Consider the following 21,528-nt stretch of genomic DNA (forward strand, 5'->3'; position numbering starts at 1 on the left):
TCGCCGGGTTACTTCGTTTCGAAGGTGAGCTCGTTGTCCTTCCGGCCGATGACGAGCGTCGTGTTCGGCTGGATTTCGCCGCCGATGATCTTGCGTGAGACCGGGGTCTCGACCAACCGGATGATCGCCCGCTTCAACGGCCGGGCGCCGAATGCCGGATCGTACCCTTCGTCCGCGATCAGCTCCTTCGCTTCGGGTGTGACTTCGAGTCCGATCTCCTGATCGGCGAGCCGCTTCGCGAGTCGCTTGAGCTGGATGTCCACGATCTGCTTGATCTCCTCCTTCGTGAGGGCGTGGAAGATCAGTGTCTCGTCGATCCGGTTCAGAAACTCCGGCCGGAAATGGCGACGCAGTTCGATCATCAGGTCCTCCTTCAGCGCCTCGACGTCGCCCGATGCCGCGAGGATGCGGTCGCTGCCGATGTTGCTGGTCATGATGATGATCGTGTTCTTGAAACTGACCGTGCGTCCCTGCGAGTCGGTCACGATGCCGTCCTCAAGGATCTGCAGCAGGATGTTGAACACATCCGGATGCGCCTTCTCGATTTCGTCGAACAGAACGACCGAGTACGGACGACGCCGCACCGCCTCGGAGAGCTGGCCGCCCTCCTCATAGCCGACGTAGCCTGGAGGCGCACCGAGCAGACGCGAGACACTGAATTTTTCCATGTACTCGGACATGTCGATCCGCACCATCGCCCGCTCATCATCGAAAAGATCCGCGGCAAGCGTTCTGGCCAGCTCGGTTTTGCCCACACCGGTCGGTCCGAGGAAGATGAAGCTTGCGATCGGGCGGTTCGGATCCTTGAGTCCGGCACGTGCGCGCAGTACCGCGTCGGAAACCGCAGAAACCGCTTCGCTCTGGCCGACCACCCGTTCGTGCAGACGGCCCGAGAGTGCGAGAAGTTTCTCCTTCTCGCTCTGGACGAGCTTCGCAACCGGGATGTGGGTCCAGCGGCTGATGATCGCGGCGATATCCTCTTCGTCGACCTCCTCCTTGAGCAGCCGCGATTCGCCCGACTCCTTGATCTTCTTCTCGGCGTCGGCAATCTGGCGCTCGATGCCCGGAATGATGCCGTGCTGGAGTTTCGCAGCTTCCTCATAGTTGTATTCGCGCGTGGCCTTGTCGAGTTTGGCGCGTGCGGTATCGAGCGATTCGCGCAACGTACGCAGATCGGTGATCGCCTTTTTCTCGTTCTCATAACGGGCCCGGAGCGCCTTGCCTTCGGTTTTCAGCTCCGCGACTTCGGCTTCGAGGTTTTCGCGCCGCTTGATCGAGGCGGAATCCTTCTCGTGTTTGAGCCCGGTGATTTCGATTTCGAGCTGCATGACGCGCCGCTCGTTTTCGTCGAGTTCCTCCGGGGAGCTGTCGATCTCGGTGCGCAGCGCGGCCGCGGCTTCGTCGACGAGGTCGATCGCCTTGTCCGGCAGGAACCGGTCGGCGATGTACTTGTCCGAAAGCACGGCGGCTGCCACGAGCGCGCTGTCCCGCAGCTTCACGCCATGGTGCAGCTCATAACGCTCTTTCAAGCCACGCAGAATCGAGATCGTATCCTCGACGCTCGGCGGATTGACCAGAACGGACTGGAACCGGCGCTCAAGCGCGGCGTCTTTCTCGATGTACTTGCGGTACTCGTCAAGCGTGGTTGCGCCGATGCAGTGAAGTTCACCGCGTGCGAGCATCGGCTTGAGCAGATTGCCCGCGTCCATCGAACCCTCGGAAGCGCCCGCCCCGACGACGGTGTGCAGCTCATCGATGAAGAGGATGACTTTGCCTTCGGAGGCGGTAACCTCCTTGAGCACGGCTTTCAGACGCTCTTCAAATTCACCACGGTATTTCGCGCCGGCGATCAGCGCGCCCATGTCGAGCGCGACGACCTGGCGATTCTTGAGGTTCTCGGGCACATCGCCGCGTACGACCCGTCGCGCAAGCCCCTCGACGATGGCGGTTTTGCCGACGCCGGGTTCGCCGATCAGCACCGGGTTGTTCTTGGTGCGGCGCGAAAGAATCTGAATCACGCGGCGGATCTCCTCATCACGGCCGATCACGGGATCGAGTTTGTCCTGCATGGCCATGAGCGTGAGGTCGCGCGAATATTTTTTCAGAGCCTCGAACGTTCCTTCCGGATCGGCCGAGGTCACACGCTGGTTGCCTCGGACGCTCTGCAGAGCCTGAAGCACTTTGTCGGCGGTGAGCCCCGCTTTGGTCAGCAGCTCCAGCGCACTCGAGCCGGTCGCCTGGAACATCGCCAGAAGCAGATGTTCGACGCTCACATATTCGTCCTGCATCGACTCGGCCTGGCGCGCGGCGTCGACCAGCAGCGTGCTGAATTCACGCGACTGGTAGACCTGCTGTTCCGAACCCTGGACGGTCGGCAGCTTTGCGAGCGCCTCGTCGACCTGGGTGTTGAAGAGCTTGCGGCTCACTCCGAGTTTTTCGAGCAGTGAGGGCACAAGTCCGTCCTCCTGCCGCATGAGCGCGGCGAGAACGTGGATGTTCCGCAATTCGGTATTGCGGTTCCCGACGGCGATGTTCTGGGATTCCAGAAGTGCCTCACGGGTTTTGTTCGTCAGCTTTTCCATATTCATAATTGTTTCTCCTTCCAGAAAGTCACAGTTGTGTTGTTAGCAGGAAACATGCCAGTTTTCCCGCTCCGTCTCCGGGTGAGGCGCTTGTAAAAAATGGAATGCGGTGTACCTTATCCGAGGAAGGCAGTCCGAAGGAAAAAACGGGCGGCGCCGGGACAGATTGTCCCGGAAACCGTGACAATCTGGCACAGGAGAAGGTATGCGCGAAGGAGAGTCGATCGTGTGTCCCCGCTGCGGCGAGCGGAGTATCGTGAAGTCGAAGAACAAAATGGACGGTTTTTCCCTGGTCGGGAAGGTTCTGGTCTGCGCTCTCTGCGGCGCGGAACTCGGGAAACCCGTCGAAGGCGGCGCGGAGAAAAAAAACTCCACCGCCGACCGGCTCGCCGCACTGCTCGGAGAGTCGGCGCCGCCTGAGGCGAAGGCCGATCTCACGCCCGGCGACGGTTACGGCCGTTTCTGCCGGAACTGCGTATACTTCATCGAACATCCGTTCAAGACCCTCTGCGGCGTCGACGGTCACGCCGCGGATCCGATGGGGGAGTGTCCCCGGTTCAAGAAGAAAGAGGAGGCATCATGTTGAAATCCTGTTTTGGTACGCGCGTCGAAAAACGTGCCGCGTTCGAGTCTGCGGACATCTATCCGGTGATCTCTTCGGAGTTCTGCCTCGGGCGGCCGGTTGAGGAGATCTTCCGCGCCGTCGCCGAAGGCGGTGCGAAGGTCGTTCAGCTTCGGGAGAAGCATCTGGGAAAGAAGGCGCTCTATGAACTCGCCGTCCGCTGCCGGAGCATCGCCAACGAGTTTGGAATTCTGCTCATCATCGACGATCATGCCGACGTCGCCGTCGCCGCGAATGCCGACGGGGTTCACCTCGGGCAGGACGATCTGCCGATCGCGGCGGCTCGGACGCTTTCGGAGTCGCTCTGGATCGGCAACTCAACCCACAATCTCGAGGAGGCGCTGCGCGCGCAGCGCGAGGGGGCCGACTGCATCAACATCGGTCCGATCTATCCGACGCAGACCAAGGAGGTCGGTTACGAGCCGCTCGGGGTCGAGGCGATGAAGGCGATCCGCCCCTATGTCTACGTTCCCTTCTCCGTCATGGGGGGAATCAAGGCGCGCCACATCCCGGAACTCGTGAAAGCCGGAGCCCGCCATATCGCGATGGTGACCGAGATCACGCAGGCCCGGGATGTGACGGCGAAGGTGAAGAGCCTCCGGGCGCTGTTCCGATGACGCTGGAGATTCCGGAGGCGGCGGCAGCCCCGCTGCTCGCCTGGTACGACGCGAACCGGCGGACGCTGCCCTGGCGCGAAGAACCGACCCCGTATCGCGTCTGGATTTCGGAGATCATGCTCCAGCAGACGCGTGTCGAGGCGGTAAAGCCTTATTACGAACGATTTCTGCATGAACTCCCCGATGTCGCGTCTCTCGCGGAGGTCGATGACGGGCGGCTTATGAAACTCTGGGAGGGACTCGGGTATTACAGCCGTGCGCGGAATCTCAAGAAAGCGGCACAGCGGATCGTCTCGAATTTCGGCGGGCGGTTTCCCGCTTCGCGCGAGGAGCTTTTGTCGCTGCCGGGGATCGGCGATTACACGGCCGGAGCGATTGCCTCGATCGCGTTTTCGCAGCCGGAACCGGCCGTGGACGGCAATGTTCTGCGTGTGGTCGCGCGGCTCACGGCCTGCCGCGAGGATGTTTCCCGCCCGGCGGTGAAAGCGGCGGTCTCGGATGCTTTGCGCAGAATCTACCCGGTCGGACGCTGCAGTGACTTCACGCAGGCGCTGATGGAGCTCGGCGCGCTCGTCTGCCTGCCGAACGGGGAGCCGCTTTGCGACGCATGCCCGTGGAAACAACTCTGCCGTGCCCGGCGCGAAGCAGCGGTGCGGGAGATCCCCGTGAAAAGTGCGAAGAAACCGCGCCGCGAGGACGCGCTTACCGTATTTCTGCTGCGATGCGGCGACTTCGCCGCGTTCCACCGCCGTCCGAAGAGCGGACTTCTTGCCGGGATGTGGGAGCTGCCGAACGTCGCCGGGACGCTTTCCGAATCCGCCGTGTCCGCGCTCGCGGAGGAGTGGAATCTCGCCCCGAAATCCATCGCTCCGGCGGGGGAGGGAAGGCACATCTTCACCCACCGGCAGTGGAACATGACCGCGTTTCGCGTTGAATGTGCGGCCATGCCCGACGTTTTTTTCTGGGTGAGGCGGGCCGGATTCGAGGCGGAACTCGCGCTTCCCTCCGCTTTCCGCAGTTTCCTCGCCGCGCTCTGGCGCTGAAAAAAAACGCCCCGGAATCCCTGCTCGGAACTCCGGGGCGCGGTCGTTGCCTTTCACTTTTTGGAACGGTCGAAGTAGTGCGTATGCAGCAGCTTGTGCGCGAAGTGACTGCCCGGCTCCCCGAGATATTCGGCGTAGAGCTGCTGGATGGCCGGATTCTGGTGTGACTTCCGAATCGGCTGATTGCGGTCGTCCTCGTAGATCGCCTCCATGCGTTTGACGAGGATTTTCCCGTGACCGTGATGGTAGGGCTGGCCGCCGCCGTTCAGGCAGCCGCCGGGGCAGGCCATGATTTCGATCGCCTGATAATTCGCCTTGCCCTGCCGGATCTTCTCGAGCAGCTTGCGGGCGTTGCCGAGGCCGGAGCAGACCGCCACGCGCAGTTCGAGTCCGGCGATGGTGACGGTCGCCTCCTTGATCCCCTTGATGCCGCGGACCGCCTTGAAATCGATCTCCTGCAGATCCTCCTTCGCGAGCCAGTCGGCCGCCGTGCGCAGCGCCGCCTCGAGCACGCCGCCGGTCGCACCGAAGATCACGGCCGCGCCGGTCGAATCGCCGAGCGGGGAGTCGTACGGCTGATCGTCAAGTTCCGCAAACTGGATGCCCGCTTCGCGGATCATGTCTGCGAGTTCGCGGGTCGAGATCACGATGTCCACGTCACGGACGCCGTCGTGGCTGAACTCCGGCCGTGACGCTTCATACTTCTTCGCGAGACACGGCATGACCGAAACCACGATGATATCCTGCGGCTTCACGCCGATCTTCTCCGCGTAGTAGCTTTTTGCGATCGCGCCGAACATCTGCTGCGGCGACTTTGCGGTCGACGGCATGTAGAGCAGATCCGGGAACTGGTGCTCAAGGAATTTGACCCAGCCCGGGCAGCAGCTCGTGAGAATCGGCAGATTCTTGTTCTCCTTGATCCGCTCGATGAGTTCGCTCGTTTCCTCCATGATCGTCAAATCAGCCGCGAAATCGGTGTCGAACACCTTGTCGAATCCGAGCTTGCGCAGCGCCGCGACCATTTTGCCGGTGCTGATCGAGCCGGGCGCGAGCCCGAACTCCTCGCCGATGGCGACGCGAACGGCCGGAGCGGTCTGCACGACGACGGTCTTGGTCGGATCGTTCAGCGCGCGCCAGACCGGGTACTTGTAGTCGATTTCGCTCAACGCGCCGACCGGGCACGCCTGCACGCACTGCCCGCAGAATACGCACTCGGTTTCGACGAGCGGCTTGAGCCCCGCCGGAGCGACCACCGCCTCGAATCCGCGTCCGACGCCCGAGAGCACCCCGACCGTCTGGATCACGTTGCATGCCGTTTCGCAGCGGCGGCACATGATGCACTTGTCGAGGTCGCGGGCGATCGCGTTGCTCGAAAGATCCTTGTTGTAAGTAGACTGCTCCCCTTTGTAGAGCAGATGATGGAGCCCGAGTTCCTGTGCGAGCGCCTGGAGCTGGCAGTTCAGGTTTTTCGGGCAGATGAGGCAGTCCTTCGGGTGATCCGAGAGCAGCAAATCGAGGATCGTGCGGCGCGCGTTGATTGCGCGCAGTGTGTTTGTGTGAACTTCCATTCCCTCCGCGACCGGCGTGCTGCACGCCGGGGCGAGGTTCGGCCGCCCCTTGACTTCGACCACGCAGACGCGGCATGAGCCGGAACGGTGTTCGATCTGCAGGCAGTCCATCTTCAAGTGGCAGAGTGTCGGAATGTGGATGTCAAGCTGTTCAGCCGCTTCCAGAATCGTCGTGCCGGCCTCGACCGAGACCGGGGAGTCATTGATTTTCAGATTGATCTTCATTTATCAGGGTTATCCTTTCCGGCGGATTGCTCAATGTTTTTCCACTGCGTGGAACTTGCAGACCTGGTAGCACGCGCCGCACTTCAGGCAGCGGGACTGGTCGATCTCGTGCCGCATCTTCCGTTCGCCGGAGATGCAGTTCGCCGGGCAGTGGCGGACGCAGAGCCCGCAGCCGACGCACTTGTCGGTGATGGTGTAATGAACGAGTTTCACGCAGACGCCCGCCGGGCAGCGCGACTCCTTCACGTGCGCGAGATATTCCTCCTCGAAGTTGCTCAGCGTCGAGAGCACGGGGTTCGGCGAGGTCTGGCCGAGGCCGCAGAGCGCGGTGTCCTTGATCGTCGCCGAGAGCGTCTTGAGTTTTTCGATCGTCTCGACCGTGCCGAGCCCGTTCGTGATGTCTTCGAGCATCTCGTAGAGCCGCCGGTTGCCGATGCGGCACGGCGTGCACTTTCCGCAAGACTCGTCGAGCGTGAATTCGAGGAAGAACTTCGCGATATTCACCATGCAGTCATCCTCGTCCATGACGATCATGCCGCCGGAACCCATCATCGAACCGATTCCCTTGAGCGACTCGTAGTCGATCCCGAGGTCGAGATGCTGTTTCGTGATGCAGCCGCCGGAGGGGCCGCCGGTCTGAACCGCCTTGAACTCGCGGCCGTGCTTGATGCCGCCGCCGATGCCGAAGATGATCTCCCGCAGCGTGCTGCCCATCGGGACTTCGACGAGGCCTACCTTCGCAACCTTGCCCGCGAGCGCGAACACCTTTGTGCCGGGCGATCCCTGGGTGCCGATCGAGCGGAACCACTCCGCGCCTTTGCGCACAATCGCGCAGATGTTCGCATAAGTTTCAACGTTGTTGACCACACTCGGCCGTTTCCAGAGCCCCTCGACCGCGGGGAAGGGGGGCTTGACGGTCGGTTCGCCGCGTTTGCCTTCGATCGAGTGGATGAGCGCGGTCTCCTCGCCGCAGACGAATGCGCCAGCGCCGAATTTGATTTCGATCTTGAAGTCGAACCCGCTGCCGAAGAGGTTTTTTCCGAGCAGTCCGCGTTCTTCGGCCTGCCGGATCGCGATTTCGAGCCGTTTCACCGCGAGCGGATACTCCGCGCGGATGTAGATGACGCCGGTCGAGGCGCCGATCGCATATCCGCCGATCGCCATCGCTTCGAGCACCGTGTGCGGATCCCCCTCCAGAACGGCGCGGTCCATGAACGCGCCAGGGTCGCCCTCGTCGGCGTTGCAGATAATGAACTTCTCCCCGGCGGGCTGATTTGCGGCGAACTGCCATTTGCGTCCGGTCGGGAAGCCGCCGCCCCCGCGCCCGCGCAGCCCGGATGCGGTGATGAGGTCGATCACATCCTGCGGCTTCATTTCGGTCAGCACTTTGGCGAGTGCCGTGTAACCGCCTTCGGCGATGTACTCTTCGATGTTTTCCGGGTTGATCCGCCCGGTGTTCCGCAGCACGATGCGCGCCTGGAATTCCCCGTCGGCCGGGGTCTCGCTCTCGGGATAGTACCAGTTTCGTTCGATCGTGCGGGTCCCGGTCGCGGGGGCGTCGGTTCCGGCGGCGAGAATCGCCGGAATCTGCTGCGGCGTCACATCTCCGTAGATCAGCCGTTTGCCCGACTCGCGGTCGAGAAGCATGATGACCGGCTCGGCGTAGCAGAGCCCCATGCAGCCGACTTCGCTGACTTCGATCGCGTTTTCGAGGCGGCGTTCCGTGATCTCGTCCTTGATCGCCTTGAGCACGGGCTGGGTTCCGGCGGCGATGCCGCAGGTGCCGAGCGAAACGAGCAGTTTCATCGGCGGACGGGGACGCGAGTTCAGCTGCCCGGCGGTCTCCGCGAGTTGTACGGGGGATTCAATTTTCATAAAAAGCTACTCCAGAAATGGTTGCATTTTTTTGATTCATCGAGAAAAAAGCGCGGATCGGTACGGAAAAATCACTCTCCGCACTCCTTGAGGATATCCGCGACTTTGTCGGCGGTCATGTTGCCGTAGACCTTGTCGTTGACCATGACCACGGGCGCGAGACTGCATGCGCCGACGCAGCGCAGCGCGCCGAGGAAAAATTTGCCGTCCGGAGTGCTTTCGCCCTCCTTGATTCCGAGCCGGGCCTTGAACTCGTTGAGCACCTTCGGCGCGCCCTTCACGAAGCAGGCGGTTCCGGTGCAGACGTTGATTTTGTAGCGGCCGACCGGTTTGTCGGTGAAATAGCTGTAGAAACTGATGACGCCGTACACTTCGGCGCGCGAGATGTTCAGTGCTCTGGCGACGAACTCCTGGACCTCTTCGGGGAGGTATCCGAAAATGCTCTGCGCGCGATGCAGGATCTGAATCAGGTAACCGCGCCTGCGGTCCGGGATGGCATCCACATTCAGCGACGCGATGAAACGTCCGAGTTCGTCGAATTTCGCCGCATCCTCCGGAGTCCGGGTCGGGGAGGTGGCGGCGCACTGGCACTGACAGCTCATGTTTGTTCTCCTGTGAAATTGATCATTTCGGGCTTCTTTAATAAATAGCGCCGAAATTTCCGATTTCAAGCGTCCCTTCCGGAAACTCCCGATTTTTTTACAAAAATATTTCGATTTGCAACTCCTTCAATGTCAATTGATAAAAAAATATCAAAGTTTTGGATCCGCGTGGTTCGCGTGAGCTGCCGATTGATAAAAATTTATCAAAACAGGGATGATTCCTGACGCCGGGAAGCGGGGAAGGCGGGGAGGCGGGAAGGGAAAAAGACCGTCCGGAACACAAAAAAAACAGCGGGAGAAATATTCCCGCTGTTGCGACAAGTCCGTGTATGGTCGGATCAGAAGACCGTCTGCTGCTTCGTTTTGAGGAACTTTTCCACTTTGGGGTCGGTCGCCTCGTCAGCCAGATATTCGAGAAGTTCCGTGACGGTTTGAACCGAATCCGGCAGCGTGATGGTGTTGACATATCCCCCCGCATAAAGGATATTGACGGAATTGCCGACATGACTTCCCGGCCGCTCAATGACGATCGGGCAATCCTGGGTCCAGTCAGTATCGAACAAGCCGCCGAGATAGATGTAATCACAGTTCGCATCGGTCAGCGGTTCCTCTCCCGATCCCGCCGTTGTCGTGGACGAGGGGCAGACATAGACTGCATGATCCGTCAGCACTCCTGTCGACCGCAGCGCCTCCAGGCCGCGGGCATTGTCCTGTACCGGGAATCTGCTGTCAAAATCACCGGCATATTGCACCAACCCCAGTCCGATCTGCCTCATATTTGACGAGCAGGATATGCATTGAGCACGCCCCCTGGCGCTGTTCAAGGCCGGAAGCAGCATTCCGACTCCGAGCAGGAGGATTACCAGTACCAGCCAGACGATGACGAGAATCACGGCAAGCAGCACGCCGCCGCCCTGCATGGGAACTCCGTGGCCGTCGCGCGAAACCGTGAACATTTCAATGAGCGCCCAGAGTCCGGAGATTCCGCTCAGAGTTCCACAGGAGAGAAGCGTGATCAGCAGCTGCGCAACTCCGCACCCCGTGCGTCCCGCGTAAAAGTTGTGAATGCCGAGGCTGCCGAGGAAGAATGCCAGAAGGATGTACGCCGTCCTTGATTTCGGAGGAGTTGTCTGCTGCTGAACAATGACAACCGTCTGCTGCGCATTGGGGGCGGATTGTTGATTCTGCATTGCATTTCCGCAGGCAGGGCAGAACTGGACGCCGTCCGCAACTTCTTTTCCGCACTTGTTGCAAAACATGATATTACCTCCTGTGAGTTATGACTGCCATATAATTTACTGTAAAACAATCGCATGTCAACCCCTGATGTCAGGAAAATAAAGAAGTTTTTTTTCTATGCTGCGCGAATGGTTCTGCATTCCGTGAACGATTTGTCGCTTCTGCAGAAGGAATGCCTTCACATCAGGACCGACCGCCTGACCGGTCAGATATTTCGAAGAGTTCCGGAAACGGATGCCTGCCGGATGAAAAAACGGCGGGCTCCGCATGGACCCGCCGTCTCTCTCATGAGATTGCAGCTGCGTACATCACCAGTGGATCAGCTCCTGCACCTTGACGGGCAGCCCCGTCTGCATGGAGAGGTTCGCGCCGATGCCGGTCAGAATCGACTTCGCGCCGTCGACGTAGTCCGCCGCCAGCCCGAGCGGATCGTCGTCCACTCCGACGAAGAGGTGGCGCAGCAGCCGCTCATCGCCGCCGCCGTGTCCCGCGAGCGAATCGACCGAGTATTCGATCACCTGCGGTTTGCCCCAGTGCGGCTGGAAGATGATCTCCGGCACAAGCTTCGAACGATCCTGGCCCAGTTCGCGCATGCCGAAGCTGTTGAAATCTTCGCCCTCGGCCTTGCAGTACGAGTTCTCGACCACGTTGAATTCGAGCCGCCCCTTCGTGCCGTTGAACACCACGCGGTATCCTTCCCACGGACAGTGCGCGCAGAGACAGTAGGTCATGACCACATTGTTCTTGTAACGCACCATCACGCCCATGTTGTCCTCGATGCTGATGCCGTCGCCGAAGACGCTCTGGTCACGGTAGTACCCGTCCTCGTCCTCCGCGTTGTAATAGAGACCCATGAGGTTCTCGTCGCTCTCCTTCACATGCAGCGCGAACGGATCCTTTTCGGCGATTTTGCTGCCGCGGGCGCGGCTGTAAAACTCCGTGATTCCGCGTTTCTCGGCGTTGATTTTTCCGTAGAACTTCAGGTCTCCCATGGCGAACACGGTCACTGGCTCGGAGTCGATCCACCAGTTCACGAGGTCGAAGTGGTGCGTCGCCTTGTGCACCATGAGGCCGCCGGAGTTCACCTTGTTGCGATGCCATCTCCGGAAATAGTCAGCGCCGTGGCAGGTGTCGAGCAGCCACTCGAAGTGAACGCTTGTGATCTCCCCGACAACGCCGGATTTCAGAACTTCTTTGACCTTGCTGTTGCGCGGGGCGTAACGGTAGTTGAAGGTGACGGTGAGATTTTTCCCCGTGCGTTTCTTCGTGTCGATGATCTGCTGGCACTTTTCGGCGTCGATGGTCATCGGCTTTTCGCTGATGACGTCGCATCCGAGCTCCATCGCGCGGCAGGTGTATTTGTGGTGGGTCCGGTCCATCGAGGTGACGATGACGGTGTCGGGTTTGCACTCCGCGATCATGCGGTCGAACTCCTGCGCCTTGTAGGTCGGCAGGTCAGGATGATTGTTGCAGTATTTCTTGAGAACGACTTTGTTGTAGAAATCCATCCGCTTCTGGTTCGAGTCGCACAGTCCGACCAGTTCCGCCTGTTCCGGGAAGGTGTTCAGAATCGCTTTGATGTACATTTCCGACCGGCCGCCGGTCCCGACGATGCAGTAACGTTTTTTCATTTCCCTGTCTCCTGTTGGTAGGGGTTTGTTGCAGATCCTATGCTTTCCCGACGGATCAGCCGCGCGGGATAGACGATCAATTCCGGTTCCGATTCCGCCGGAGCGAGCACCTTTTCGACGGCGCGTTCGATCGTCTCGGCCAGCGGATGCGCGACCGTCGTCAGGGCCGGAATCGCGAATGCGCCCGCCGCGTCGTCGTCGAATCCCGCCACCGCGATCTCTCCCGGAATCGAAATCCCCTTTTCACTCGCGTACCGGTAGAAGCCCAGCGCCATGCGGTCCGTGTCGAAAAACACCGCGTCCGCGCCGAACTCCTCCAGCGCTCCACCCGCCGCAAAGCCGTCGGCAAACTCAAGACCGTTGCTGACGATGAAGGTGCTTGCCACGCCGGGGGAGGCTCCTCCCAGCGCCTTTTCGAATCCCGCCCGGCGTCCGGCGGCATTGTCGGTGCCGACCCGGGCGATTCGCTTCCGACCCGCCCGGAGCAGTTCCGTCACCGCCGCGGCGACTCCGCTCGTCCGGTCGGTTTCGAGCCGGTCGAACTTTGCGCATTCAAGCTCGCAGTCGATGAAGAGAAACCGGATCGGCAAAGAGTGGAGCTTCTCCGTATTCCAGGCTCGATTCCACGCCAGAAAGATCACCGACTCCACAATGCCGGTCCAGCTGCGCAGAAGTTTCCCCAGTTTCTCCTCCGTCTCCGGCAGCGCTCCGAGCAGCGTGTGGCGCCCCGCATTCCGCAGCGCCCCTTCGAGCAGACTGATCCGGCGCACTCCGCACTCGTTCTGAAGATTCGTTTCGCAGATCACCCCGACGATCCGGCTCGCGCGCTGTTTGAGACTCCGCGCCGCCGCGTTCGGCACATAATGCAGTTCCCGCGCCGCCGTGAGCACGCGACGCGCCACTTCCGCCTTCACCGGACCGGTCCCGGAAAGCGCCCGACCTGCGGTGCGGATCGATACTCCCGCCTTTTCCGCCACCATTTTCAGCGTCGCCGCCATTCGATTCCTTTCCGTTCCTCAGCTTTTATGCCATCGTTGGCATTGATTACAATACGCCCGATTTCCGGAAAAGCAAGTGCGGGACGCTTTTTTTTGTCAAAAAAATGCTATCGATGGCACTCCGGAGATGAAACAGGGCGGCGAAGCCGGGTCGCCGCCAGAATACGTGGGGATCAAGGTTTCAGCCAGATGCCGATGTTGGAGCCGACGGGTCGCTGATAGCCGCTTTCGGTTTGCCGGTTGACGGTGACGGGTCTGCCTTCCTTTTCGTCCCAGTAGCAGAGCGTGGCCGAGCCGCCGCCGTCCATGTTGATCGCATCGTAAGCGCCGGCGTCTTCGAGAAATGCGGCGGTTTCGGGGCCGGTCGCGCCCATGCTCCACCCCTTCTGACGTCCATCGACGGTGATGATGTAGAGATAGCGGCGGTTTTTCGAGAGCCCGTAGGCGATGCGCGGCATCGGATTTTTCTCGTAGCCGCCGCCGGGGAGGATTTTCCCGTCCTTCATGATGATGGCGAACCCGGAGGCGGCGACCCGGATTTTTTTGTAATCCTTTTCCGGAACAGAGGATACGATATCGACTTCCCCGTTCTCATATACGACGAATACGGCGTTGTGCGGCTTCGTGTCGCAGATGACCTCGCCGTTCAGGATTCCGAGTCCGGCGGGATGGGCGTATTTGTGTGTATATGGGGGTTCCCATGGCCACCACGGGGCGGAGTTCGCCGCGACGATCATGTTGAGGCCGAGTCCGCCTTCCTTCACGGGTTTTCGCGCGTTGAGCATAAAATCACGGGTCCGGATTCGTTTGGTCCGGATCACGGCCTTTTCGTAATCGGGCATCGGCTTGCCCCAGTCGGCGTCGCGGGCGCTGCCGGTGAATTCAAGCCCCGGTGTCCGCAGGTCGATCCGCATGAGATTGATCTTCATCAACCGCGGCTCCCTGCGCTCGAACTTGACGAGTCGGACGCCTGTCTGGACCTCTTCGGCCTTCTTCCAGTCGATCTTCTCCGCCGTGAGCGTGAAGGCGCACAGCAGGGCTGTCAGGAACAGAGTGTACTTTCGCATGAAACGATTTCCTTTCAATGGTTGAAGTCGATTTCGTCGAGCGCCGCCCGGCAGCTGTCGCAGGAAAAGCCCCGGCTGATGAGAAACCGGAACGCCTTCTCCCGCTTTTTACGCGGATCCGTTTCCCGCGAAAGCAGCCGGAGTTTGTATTCGAGCGCTTCGCGGGCGCGCTGCGCTTCGCCTTCGGCGGCTTCTTCGAGCGGCCGGGTCTGGAGCTGCCGCGGGATTCCGCGTTTTCCAAGTGCGAGCTGGATTCGGCGTCCGCCGAGCCCGCGCGCGGCGAGGATTTCCGTGTAGTCGGCGGCGAACTGTTCGTCGTTGACGAAGCCGCGGCGGCGGCACTCCGCGACCGTTTCGCGAATTTCCGGATACGCATATCCGGCCGCACCGAGTTTCGTCCGGAGTTCCCGCTCGGTCAGCGCCCGGCGGGAGAGCAGCCGCATCGCCTTCTCCATCGCGCTGATTTTCGATTTTTCCGCAGGTTCCGTCATGCTGTACTATACGGCAGACCGTGCGGATTTGCAAGCGCGGACAGGGGGGCGCCGGGCGTTTTTTTCCGGGGTTTTTGCAAAATTTTCTTGCTTTCCGGCCCGAGCGGTTCTATTGTAAAAAACAATCGGAAGTTGGAACCCCGGCCCGGAGGAGAAAATGGCAGTTGAAGTGGTGTTGTACCGCCCGGAGTGGATGGAGATGTTCGAGAGCCTCAGGCAGTTTGTCGCCGGCGCTCTCGAAGGAATCAATTGTCGGATCGAGCATGTCGGCAGCACCGCCGTCCCCGGCCTCTCCGCCAAACCGGTCATCGACGCCGACGTGATTCTGACGAACTGGGAGGAGTTCGGCGAGGCCGCCTCCCGGCTTGAGACGCTCGGGTTTCAGCGCAGGGGCGATCTCGGTATTCCGTGGCGGGAGGCGTTTACCCGGTCGCCGCACCTCGATTTTTCCCACAACCTCTACGTCTGTCGTGACGGCATGCCCGCCGTGGAGAACCATCTGAAACTGCGCGACTATCTGCGTTCGCATCCTTATGATGCCGAACGCTATTCAGCGCGTAAATTTGAACTTGCCGCCCTCCACCCGGACGATGTCGACGCCTACTGCCGCGGCAAGACCGAACTCATTGCCGAGTTTCTCGCCGCGGCCGGAATGGACGAGAGTGCCATCTCGGAGATCGAGGCCGTGAATCTGCTCTGACCCCGGAACGGAGAGGGCGCGCGGAGAGTCGGCGGCTCACTCCGCCCCGAGGGGGGATTTCCGGTAGTTGATCGCTTCGAAGATGTGTTCGTCGCGGATCGCCGCGCTCCCGGCGAGATCCGCGATCGTGCGGGCAACCTTCAGAATCCGGTCATAGGCGCGCGGGCTGAGTTTGAATTTCGCGATCGCCGCGCGCAGCAGCTGTGCACTCGACGGCGCGAGACGGCAGAACTCCTGCAGATCGCGGCTGCTCATCTGGCTGTTGCAGTAAAGCCCGAATTTTCCGAGCCGTTCCCGCTGGATTTCGCGCGCTTTCACGACCCGAAGGCGGATGGTCTCACTCGATTCGCCTTCCGGCGCGGCCATGAGCTCCTCCGGCGAAAGCTGCCGGACCGGAACGAGCAGATCGATGCGGTCGAGCAGAGGACCGGAGATCCGCTTCTGGTAGCGCCGTTTCTCCTCGAGTTTGCAGGTGCAGCCGAGTTCGTATTCCCCGCGCCCGCAGGGACAGGGGTTCATCGCCGCGCAGAGAATGAACCGCGCCGGAAATGTGCAGCTCCCCGCCGCGCGGCTGACCGTGATCACGCCGTTTTCAAGCGGCTGGCGCAGCACTTCGAGCACGTTGCGCTTGAATTCCGGCAGCTCGTCGAGAAAGAGTACGCCGTTGTGGGCGAGGCTGATTTCCCCCGGTTTCGGGTCGCGTCCGCCCCCGATCAATCCGACGTCGCTGATCGTGTGATGCGGCGCGCGGAACGGACGGCGATTCAGCAGCGGCTGCCCGTCCGAGAGCAGTCCGAGCACACTGTGGATCCGGCTCGTTTCAAGCGCCTCCTCCAGCGTCATCGGCGGGAGGATGCCCGGCAGCCGCATCGAGATCATCGATTTTCCGGTTCCGGGGCTGCCGTTCAGCAGAAGATTGTGTCCGCCCGCGGCGGCGATCTCCATCGCGCGGCGCGCGAGCATCTGCCCCTTGACTTCGCTGAAATCCGGTTCGCGCCCGGTGGATTTCCCGATGTATTCACCCAGATCCGCCCGGCATGGCGGCGCGTTGCCGTCGATCAGGATTGAGACCGCTTCACGGAGTGATCCCGCCGCGTATACCGGCATTCTGCCTCCCGTCGCGAGCGCCGACTCCTCCGCGTTTTCGCGCGGCACGATCAGCCCCGCAAACCGGTTCAGCCGCGCGAGCCGGTCCGCGATCGGAAGCGCACCCCGGACCGGGCGGACCGTTCCGTCGAGTGCAAGTTCGCCGATCACGGCGTACCGGGCCAGCGTCTCCGGCGGAATCGTTCCGGTCGCGGCCAGCATCCCGAGTGCGATCCCGAGGTCGAAGGCTCCCCCCTCCTTGCGCAGGTCAGCCGGAGCGAGATTCACCACCGTAAACCCCTTCGGCGGCTGAAAACAGGACGAGAGAATCGCCGAACGAACCCGGTCGCGGCTCTCTTTCACCGCCATGTCCGGCAGTCCTACGATCGAGACGGCGTTTTCACTTCCGGCGCTCTTCTCCGAGACGGCGGCGTTGACTTCGATCTCAACCGGGTAGGCGTCGATGCCGATGACGGCGGCGGAAAATGTCTTCGCGAGCATGGGACGGCACTCCTTTTCCGGGCTACATGAATTTTGCGATCCGTTTCAGATTGAAGAAACGGACGTTTTCGTTTTCTTTTCCTTTTCCCTTCCCGCCGCTGATCCAGTCGGTCAGGCCGGAGGTGAGGTCGAAGGCCGCCATGCGTTCCTCCTGATCCCCCGCGCGGGCCGGAACCGCCCCTCCCGGAACCGGTTCGAGATAAAGTCTGCCGTTCTCCGGATCGTAGGCCGCCGCCCGCCGGTGCGGAATCAGGGCGAGCTGAAGAAAAAAATGTGCAAGAAACATCTTTTCGAGCAGCTCCGGCTCCTCATCTTCAATGACCACGCAGTCCACGTTTTCCTCGATGCGCCGCAGCGGATCGACCGTGTGGAGAATCCCGTCGATGCGGCGCGTGAATTTCGGATATCCCGCGAGGATCTGCCGCCGCCGTTTCGGCCACTCGTTCCACAGCGCGTCCGCCTCTCGGTCGAGGGCGCGGTCGAAAAACTCTGCGGGGGAGGGGATGCCGCACTCCCCGATCAGCGCAATCATCCGCTCGCGGCCGAGCGGTTCGCGCAGCTCCATCGGGATGCGCCGCATGCGGTACATCCGGAAGAGTCGGTCGCACAGCGTCGCCCGGCGAATTCCCATGGCGTCGACCATCACAAAGGAGCCGTTCCGCTTGTCGCAGAGAATGTTGCCGATGTGAAAATCCGGGTGGAAAAGACCCGATTCGAGAATCTTCCGCACGAACGGCGCAAAGCGTTTGAGAAACGGCTCAGGGTCTTCCCCGCCGCGCACGAATTTCCGCCAGTAGTACTCCCCGACCGATTCCGAATCCGGCAGCGCCCGCGTGACAAGGCAGCCTCCGTTCGGCGATTCACCGCAGGCGAGATACTCGACCACCGGAATTCCGCTCTCCCGGAGCAGCTCCGCCCCCCTCCATTCGCGGCGGAACCTTCCTGCGCCGCGCAGATCGCACTTCAGAAAATAATCGCCCGCGCGCACCACGCGTCTGACCGGATTGGATTTGACCTCCTCGCCGGTTTCAAGCATGGTTTCAGGGAATTCTCCAAGTTCGGCGCGCACGGCGTCCGACGCAAAGCGCCAGCGGTAACGGTTGGTCATGCCACTATCTCCCCGAGCAGAAAATCGGTCCCTCCGAATTTGCGGAGCTGCTGTTTTGCGAGGAGGGGCGTGTCGAGGAACAGCCCGACACTGCCGGGCATGTCCGGAATCTCCCAGATCAGCAGCGCTCCGGCGGCAAATTCGGTGAAGTGGCTGTCCGCAAGAAGTTTTCGGAACAGTTCCGCCGACTCCGCATAGGGGGGATCGGCGAATATCACGTCCGGCTTTCCGCAGAGTCCGGCGTAGGACGCGACCGTTTCGATGTGGCTGTTGACCACCCGGAATCCACAACGGACTCCCGCCTTTTCCATCCTGGCGATGTTCTCTTCGATCACCCGGACGTGGCGCGGATCCGCTTCGACCAGTGTCGCCGCCGCCGCGCCGCGGCTCGCCGCTTCCAGCGCAAGAGCGCCGGAGCCAGCGCACAAGTCAAGAACAGCACCTCCCGCCAGGCGATTTCCGATGCTGTCGAAAAGCGCCTTGCGGGCGCGCCCCGCCGTCGGACGCACTCCGATTCCGGGGGGAACGGCCAGTTCGATGTTGCGCGCAGTTCCGGCTATGATCCGCATGCGGCGTTTACTCCCACTCGATCGTCCCGGGCGGCTTGCTCGTGATGTCGTAGACCACGCGGTTCACGCCGTTGACCTCGTTGATGATGCGCGAGGAGATCCGCCCGAGCAGATCGGCCGGGAGCGGCACCCAGTCGGCGGTCATGCCGTCGGAGCTCTCGACCGCGCGGATCGCGATGACGTAGTCGTAGGTGCGTTCGTCGCCCATCACGCCGACCGTGCGCAGCGGCAGAAAGACCGCGAAGGTCTGCCAGATCTTGTAGTAGAGCCCCGCCTTCTTGATTTCGTCGACGACGATCTCGTCGGCGTCGCGCAGGATGTCGAGCGTTTTGCGGCTCACGGCGCCGAGATGTCGCACCGCAAGGCCCGGCCCGGGGAACGGCTGGCGCATGACCACGTCTTCCGGCAGTCCGAGCTGGCGGCCCACTTCACGAACCTCGTCCTTGAAGAGGCGCGACAGCGGTTCGAGCAGTTTGAATTTCATCTCTTTCGGGAGGCCGCCGACGTTGTGGTGGCTTTTGATCATCGCCGACGGATTGCCGTCGATCGGAACGCTTTCGATCACGTCGGGATAGGTGGTCCCCTGCGCGAGGAATTCGGCGTTTTCGATCTTTGAGGAGGCGTCGTCGAACACTTCGACGAACTCTTTGCCGATGATCTTGCGTTTTTGTTCAGGTTCCTCGACGCCCGCGAGTTTCTCAAGAAAGCGGTCGGTCGCATCGACGTAGATGAGTTTCATGTCGAAGTTGCGCCCGAAGAGCTGCTGAACGCGTTCGGCCTCGTTTTTGCGCAGCAGCCCGTTGTTCACGAAGATGCAGTTGAGCTGCTTCCCGATCGCCTTGTGGATGAGCGCCGCCGCGACGGAGGAGTCGACGCCGCCGGAGAGTCCGAGGATCACGTTCGACTTCCCGACCTTCGCGCGGATCTCGCGAATCTGCTGCTCGATGAACGACTCCATCGTCCAGTCGCCGCTGCACTTGCAGATGCGTCGGCAGAAGTTTCCGATGATGCTCTTCCCCTCGGGCGTATGGACGACCTCGGGGTGAAACTGAATTCCGTAGAGGTTGCGCGACGGCATGTGCACGGCGCAGAACTCCGTGTTGCCGCTCGAACCGAGAACCTTGAAGCCGCCCTCCGGCATTTTCGAGACCTTGTCACCGTGGGACATCCACACCTGAATGCGCGGAGAAAGCCCCATGAAAAGTTCTCCCGGTTCGACGATGTCGAGCATAGCCTTGCCGTATTCGCGCGCTTTCCCGCGGGAGATCTCCCCCCCGAGGGTCTGGATCATGAGCTGAAGCCCGTAGCAGATTCCGAGTACCGGAATCCCGAGCTCGAAGATGGCCGGGTCGCACTTCGGCGCGTTCGGTGAGTAGACGCTCGAAGGGCCGCCCGAGAGGATGATTCCCTTCGGATTCTCCGCCCTGATCGCCTCCGCCTTCGTATGATACGGCATGATTTTGCTGTAGACCCGGCACTCGCGGATCCGGCGTGCGATCAGCTGACTGTACTGAGAACCGAAGTCGAGAACGATGATCGTTTCACTCATAGACGTTTCCTTGATGGAAGGTTCCTTGCAATCGCTTTTGTTTTAATATAGCACAAAAAAACGGGGTTTTAAAGGGAGGAGGCTTTCATTTTTCCGGATTTCGGGTTATAGTGTATGAAGCCGGGGGAGAGCCGGCGTTTTTTCGATTCACTGTTTTATACTGTTTTATGGAGAGACCTACGATGGATGATATGCTTTACTGCATCAAACTCGTCGACGATTCGGAGAATTTTGATCTCGCCGCCGAGATGCTTGCCGCGCTGGAACTTGATTCAAGCAGTTATGAGGACAAGGAGAACAAACGGGTCTATCACACCGTTTACGCCTCTGATCCGGAGACCGCGCGAAACAACCTTGCGGCGCTCAAGGCAGCCGTCGAGGAGTGGAGGGAGTACGGCGTGCGCATCTCGGCGCTTGAGCCGTTCGAACTCAAGAAGGAGGACTGGGCCGAAGTCTGGAAGAAATATTTCGACGTGATTCCGATTTCGGAGAAGCTGGTCATCAAACCGAGCTGGCTTTCGGTCGAGCCGAAGCCCGGGCTTGCGATTGTCGAACTCGATCCCGGCATGAGCTTCGGCACCGGTCAGCATGCGACGACCTATTACTGTCTGAAGACGATCGACCGTCTCGCCGGAAAGGCGGAGGTCCGCAGCATGCTCGACGCGGGTTGCGGTTCCGGCATCCTCTCGATCGCTGCGGCGCTGCTCGGGTACGAGCCGGTCGACGCGTTCGACAACGACCCGGACGCAGTGCGCATCGCCGCCGGGAATCTCGAACGGAACAACATCCGCAATGTGGTTCCGTTCGTCGCGGACGCTGAAGTCTGGCAGGGAAGTCATCCGTACGATCTGGTCTGTGCAAACATCCTCGGGCATCTGCTCGTGCGCTTCCGGAAGAACATTGTCGAATGGGTGCGGCCGGGCGGATATCTCACGCTCGCGGGGATTCTTTCGACCGAGTTCGACAAGGTTGCGGAAGCGTTTACGCTTCTCGGGTTCGAGGAGCTCGACCGCGAGACGCTTCGCGAGTGGACCAGCGGCCTGTTCCGCAAACGGAACGCATGAGCTTTTCCGTTTCGGGAGTCGGCCGGAGGGTTTTTGCTGAAATTTCTGCGCCGGGGGATTGAAAATGAGCCAATGTCGGGATATATTTAATAGTATTATTTCTGCGAATGAGTGACAGATATTGCATCGCCGGCCGGTTTCGTCTGCAATTGACGCTCCGGAGCGACTGTGCGGTGACCGGCAGGACGAGTGGAGGAGGGAGGCGCTCCCGACAGCGGGAGTTGTTTGACGCGGCGGTTTCCTGACCGGGAGGCGGAGCGGACGTCGGACATTCTTTATTGTGAGAGCGAGGAAAAACGGGGGGGCGGAACATCCCGTGCGGCTTCGGGAGTTTTTGTCCCTCCGGTTTCCGCACCGATTGTGTTTTTATCCGGCGGAATGCCGGTGAAGT

At 60.8% G+C, this 21,528-nt stretch carries 18 protein-coding genes; 5 read left to right on the forward strand and 13 right to left on the reverse strand.

The window, feature by feature from the left end:
• Nucleotides 1-8 precede the first annotated feature (8 nt).
• The gene (gene clpB / locus Q0K10_RS10670) at nt 9-2,588 is read right to left on the reverse strand and encodes an ATP-dependent chaperone ClpB (RefSeq protein ID WP_294506794.1); all 2,580 of its coding nucleotides are present in this window, start codon (nt 2,586-2,588) and stop codon (nt 9-11) included.
• Between the two features lie 199 nt (nt 2,589-2,787).
• Between clpB and Q0K10_RS10675 the strand changes: the two genes are divergently transcribed.
• Genes Q0K10_RS10675 through mutY form a run of 3 tightly spaced genes read left to right on the forward strand, consistent with a single transcriptional unit; the run spans nt 2,788 to nt 4,864 of the window.
• Complete coding sequence (locus Q0K10_RS10675; protein WP_294506796.1) at nt 2,788-3,168, forward strand: hypothetical protein; 381 nt, start codon at nt 2,788-2,790, stop codon at nt 3,166-3,168.
• Nucleotides 3,162-3,821 (forward strand): thiamine phosphate synthase, encoded by a 660-nt coding sequence (gene thiE / locus Q0K10_RS10680; protein ID WP_294506798.1) that lies wholly within the window; start codon nt 3,162-3,164, stop codon nt 3,819-3,821. The genes Q0K10_RS10675 and thiE overlap by 7 nt, the downstream gene beginning before the upstream one ends.
• Nucleotides 3,818-4,864, forward strand: coding sequence for an A/G-specific adenine glycosylase (gene mutY / locus Q0K10_RS10685; protein ID WP_294506800.1), 1,047 nt, complete (start codon nt 3,818-3,820; stop codon nt 4,862-4,864). Before thiE ends, mutY begins: the two co-directional genes overlap by 4 nt.
• A 53-nt stretch (nt 4,865-4,917) precedes the next feature.
• On the opposite strand, the gene Q0K10_RS10690 is transcribed toward mutY, so the two are convergent.
• From Q0K10_RS10690 to Q0K10_RS10725, 8 genes are all read right to left on the reverse strand, one after another.
• Nucleotides 4,918-6,657 (reverse strand): NADH-dependent [FeFe] hydrogenase, group A6, encoded by a 1,740-nt coding sequence (locus Q0K10_RS10690; protein WP_294506803.1) that lies wholly within the window; start codon nt 6,655-6,657, stop codon nt 4,918-4,920.
• A 30-nt stretch (nt 6,658-6,687) separates the two neighbouring features.
• Nucleotides 6,688-8,532 (reverse strand): NADH-ubiquinone oxidoreductase-F iron-sulfur binding region domain-containing protein, encoded by a 1,845-nt coding sequence (locus Q0K10_RS10695; RefSeq protein ID WP_294506805.1) that lies wholly within the window; start codon nt 8,530-8,532, stop codon nt 6,688-6,690.
• A gap of 71 nt (nt 8,533-8,603) precedes the next feature.
• Nucleotides 8,604-9,134, reverse strand: a complete 531-nt coding sequence (locus tag Q0K10_RS10700) for an NAD(P)H-dependent oxidoreductase subunit E (protein ID WP_294506807.1) — start codon at nt 9,132-9,134, stop codon at nt 8,604-8,606.
• Between the two features lie 338 nt (nt 9,135-9,472).
• Entirely contained in the window at nt 9,473-10,393 is a 921-nt protein-coding gene (locus Q0K10_RS10705; protein ID WP_294506809.1) for an NINE protein, read from the reverse strand.
• 288 nt (nt 10,394-10,681) lie between these two features.
• On the reverse strand, nt 10,682-12,004 hold the full coding sequence (locus tag Q0K10_RS10710; protein WP_294506812.1) for a Gfo/Idh/MocA family oxidoreductase: 1,323 nt from the start codon (nt 12,002-12,004) through the stop codon (nt 10,682-10,684).
• Entirely contained in the window at nt 12,001-13,002 is a 1,002-nt protein-coding gene (locus tag Q0K10_RS10715; protein WP_294506814.1) for a LacI family DNA-binding transcriptional regulator, read from the reverse strand. The genes Q0K10_RS10710 and Q0K10_RS10715 overlap by 4 nt, the downstream gene beginning before the upstream one ends.
• Before the next feature lie 173 nt (nt 13,003-13,175).
• Entirely contained in the window at nt 13,176-14,069 is an 894-nt protein-coding gene (locus Q0K10_RS10720; RefSeq protein WP_294506815.1) for a phosphodiester glycosidase family protein, read from the reverse strand.
• 14 nt (nt 14,070-14,083) lie between these two features.
• Complete coding sequence (locus Q0K10_RS10725; RefSeq protein ID WP_294506816.1) at nt 14,084-14,560, reverse strand: regulatory protein RecX; 477 nt, start codon at nt 14,558-14,560, stop codon at nt 14,084-14,086.
• A gap of 157 nt (nt 14,561-14,717) precedes the next feature.
• Here Q0K10_RS10725 and Q0K10_RS10730 point away from each other — a divergent pair, with 157 nt between their 5' ends.
• A complete protein-coding gene (locus tag Q0K10_RS10730) occupies nt 14,718-15,260 on the forward strand; it encodes a GrpB family protein (RefSeq protein WP_294506818.1) in 543 nt (180 codons plus the stop codon).
• A 36-nt stretch (nt 15,261-15,296) separates the two neighbouring features.
• Here Q0K10_RS10730 and Q0K10_RS10735 read toward each other — a convergent pair whose 3' ends face one another.
• Genes Q0K10_RS10735 through guaA form a run of 4 tightly spaced genes read right to left on the reverse strand, consistent with a single transcriptional unit; the run spans nt 15,297 to nt 20,073 of the window.
• Nucleotides 15,297-16,847, reverse strand: a complete 1,551-nt coding sequence (locus tag Q0K10_RS10735; protein ID WP_294506820.1) for a YifB family Mg chelatase-like AAA ATPase — start codon at nt 16,845-16,847, stop codon at nt 15,297-15,299.
• 22 nt (nt 16,848-16,869) lie between these two features.
• Nucleotides 16,870-17,955 (reverse strand): lipopolysaccharide kinase InaA family protein, encoded by a 1,086-nt coding sequence (locus tag Q0K10_RS10740; RefSeq protein ID WP_294506823.1) that lies wholly within the window; start codon nt 17,953-17,955, stop codon nt 16,870-16,872.
• A complete protein-coding gene (locus Q0K10_RS10745; RefSeq protein WP_294506825.1) occupies nt 17,952-18,524 on the reverse strand; it encodes an RsmD family RNA methyltransferase in 573 nt (190 codons plus the stop codon). The genes Q0K10_RS10740 and Q0K10_RS10745 overlap by 4 nt, the downstream gene beginning before the upstream one ends.
• A gap of 7 nt (nt 18,525-18,531) precedes the next feature.
• Nucleotides 18,532-20,073: a glutamine-hydrolyzing GMP synthase gene (guaA, locus tag Q0K10_RS10750; protein WP_294506827.1), complete on the reverse strand. Its 1,542-nt coding sequence runs from the start codon at nt 20,071-20,073 to the stop codon at nt 18,532-18,534.
• 182 nt (nt 20,074-20,255) lie between these two features.
• On the opposite strand from guaA, the gene Q0K10_RS10755 reads away from it, so the two are divergent.
• Nucleotides 20,256-21,137 (forward strand): 50S ribosomal protein L11 methyltransferase, encoded by an 882-nt coding sequence (locus tag Q0K10_RS10755; RefSeq protein WP_294506829.1) that lies wholly within the window; start codon nt 20,256-20,258, stop codon nt 21,135-21,137.
• Nucleotides 21,138-21,528: the final 391 nt, after the last annotated feature.

It is taken from the genome of uncultured Victivallis sp. (assembly GCF_944391105.1).
In the GTDB taxonomy this organism is placed as follows: domain Bacteria; phylum Verrucomicrobiota; class Lentisphaeria; order Victivallales; family Victivallaceae; genus Victivallis.

Coding starts and splice junctions, on each gene's coding strand:
- clpB (WP_294506794.1), bottom strand. CDS start 2,588: ATGAATATGGAAAAGCTGACGAACAAAACCCGTGAGGCACTTCTGGAA.
- Q0K10_RS10675 (WP_294506796.1), top strand. CDS start 2,788: ATGCGCGAAGGAGAGTCGATCGTGTGTCCCCGCTGCGGCGAGCGGAGT.
- thiE (WP_294506798.1), top strand. CDS start 3,162: ATGTTGAAATCCTGTTTTGGTACGCGCGTCGAAAAACGTGCCGCGTTC.
- mutY (WP_294506800.1), top strand. CDS start 3,818: ATGACGCTGGAGATTCCGGAGGCGGCGGCAGCCCCGCTGCTCGCCTGG.
- Q0K10_RS10690 (WP_294506803.1), bottom strand. CDS start 6,657: ATGAAGATCAATCTGAAAATCAATGACTCCCCGGTCTCGGTCGAGGCC.
- Q0K10_RS10695 (WP_294506805.1), bottom strand. CDS start 8,532: ATGAAAATTGAATCCCCCGTACAACTCGCGGAGACCGCCGGGCAGCTG.
- Q0K10_RS10700 (WP_294506807.1), bottom strand. CDS start 9,134: ATGAGCTGTCAGTGCCAGTGCGCCGCCACCTCCCCGACCCGGACTCCG.
- Q0K10_RS10705 (WP_294506809.1), bottom strand. CDS start 10,393: ATGTTTTGCAACAAGTGCGGAAAAGAAGTTGCGGACGGCGTCCAGTTC.
- Q0K10_RS10710 (WP_294506812.1), bottom strand. CDS start 12,004: ATGAAAAAACGTTACTGCATCGTCGGGACCGGCGGCCGGTCGGAAATG.
- Q0K10_RS10715 (WP_294506814.1), bottom strand. CDS start 13,002: ATGGCGGCGACGCTGAAAATGGTGGCGGAAAAGGCGGGAGTATCGATC.
- Q0K10_RS10720 (WP_294506815.1), bottom strand. CDS start 14,069: ATGCGAAAGTACACTCTGTTCCTGACAGCCCTGCTGTGCGCCTTCACG.
- Q0K10_RS10725 (WP_294506816.1), bottom strand. CDS start 14,560: ATGACGGAACCTGCGGAAAAATCGAAAATCAGCGCGATGGAGAAGGCG.
- Q0K10_RS10730 (WP_294506818.1), top strand. CDS start 14,718: ATGGCAGTTGAAGTGGTGTTGTACCGCCCGGAGTGGATGGAGATGTTC.
- Q0K10_RS10735 (WP_294506820.1), bottom strand. CDS start 16,847: ATGCTCGCGAAGACATTTTCCGCCGCCGTCATCGGCATCGACGCCTAC.
- Q0K10_RS10740 (WP_294506823.1), bottom strand. CDS start 17,955: ATGACCAACCGTTACCGCTGGCGCTTTGCGTCGGACGCCGTGCGCGCC.
- Q0K10_RS10745 (WP_294506825.1), bottom strand. CDS start 18,524: ATGCGGATCATAGCCGGAACTGCGCGCAACATCGAACTGGCCGTTCCC.
- guaA (WP_294506827.1), bottom strand. CDS start 20,073: ATGAGTGAAACGATCATCGTTCTCGACTTCGGTTCTCAGTACAGTCAG.
- Q0K10_RS10755 (WP_294506829.1), top strand. CDS start 20,256: ATGGATGATATGCTTTACTGCATCAAACTCGTCGACGATTCGGAGAAT.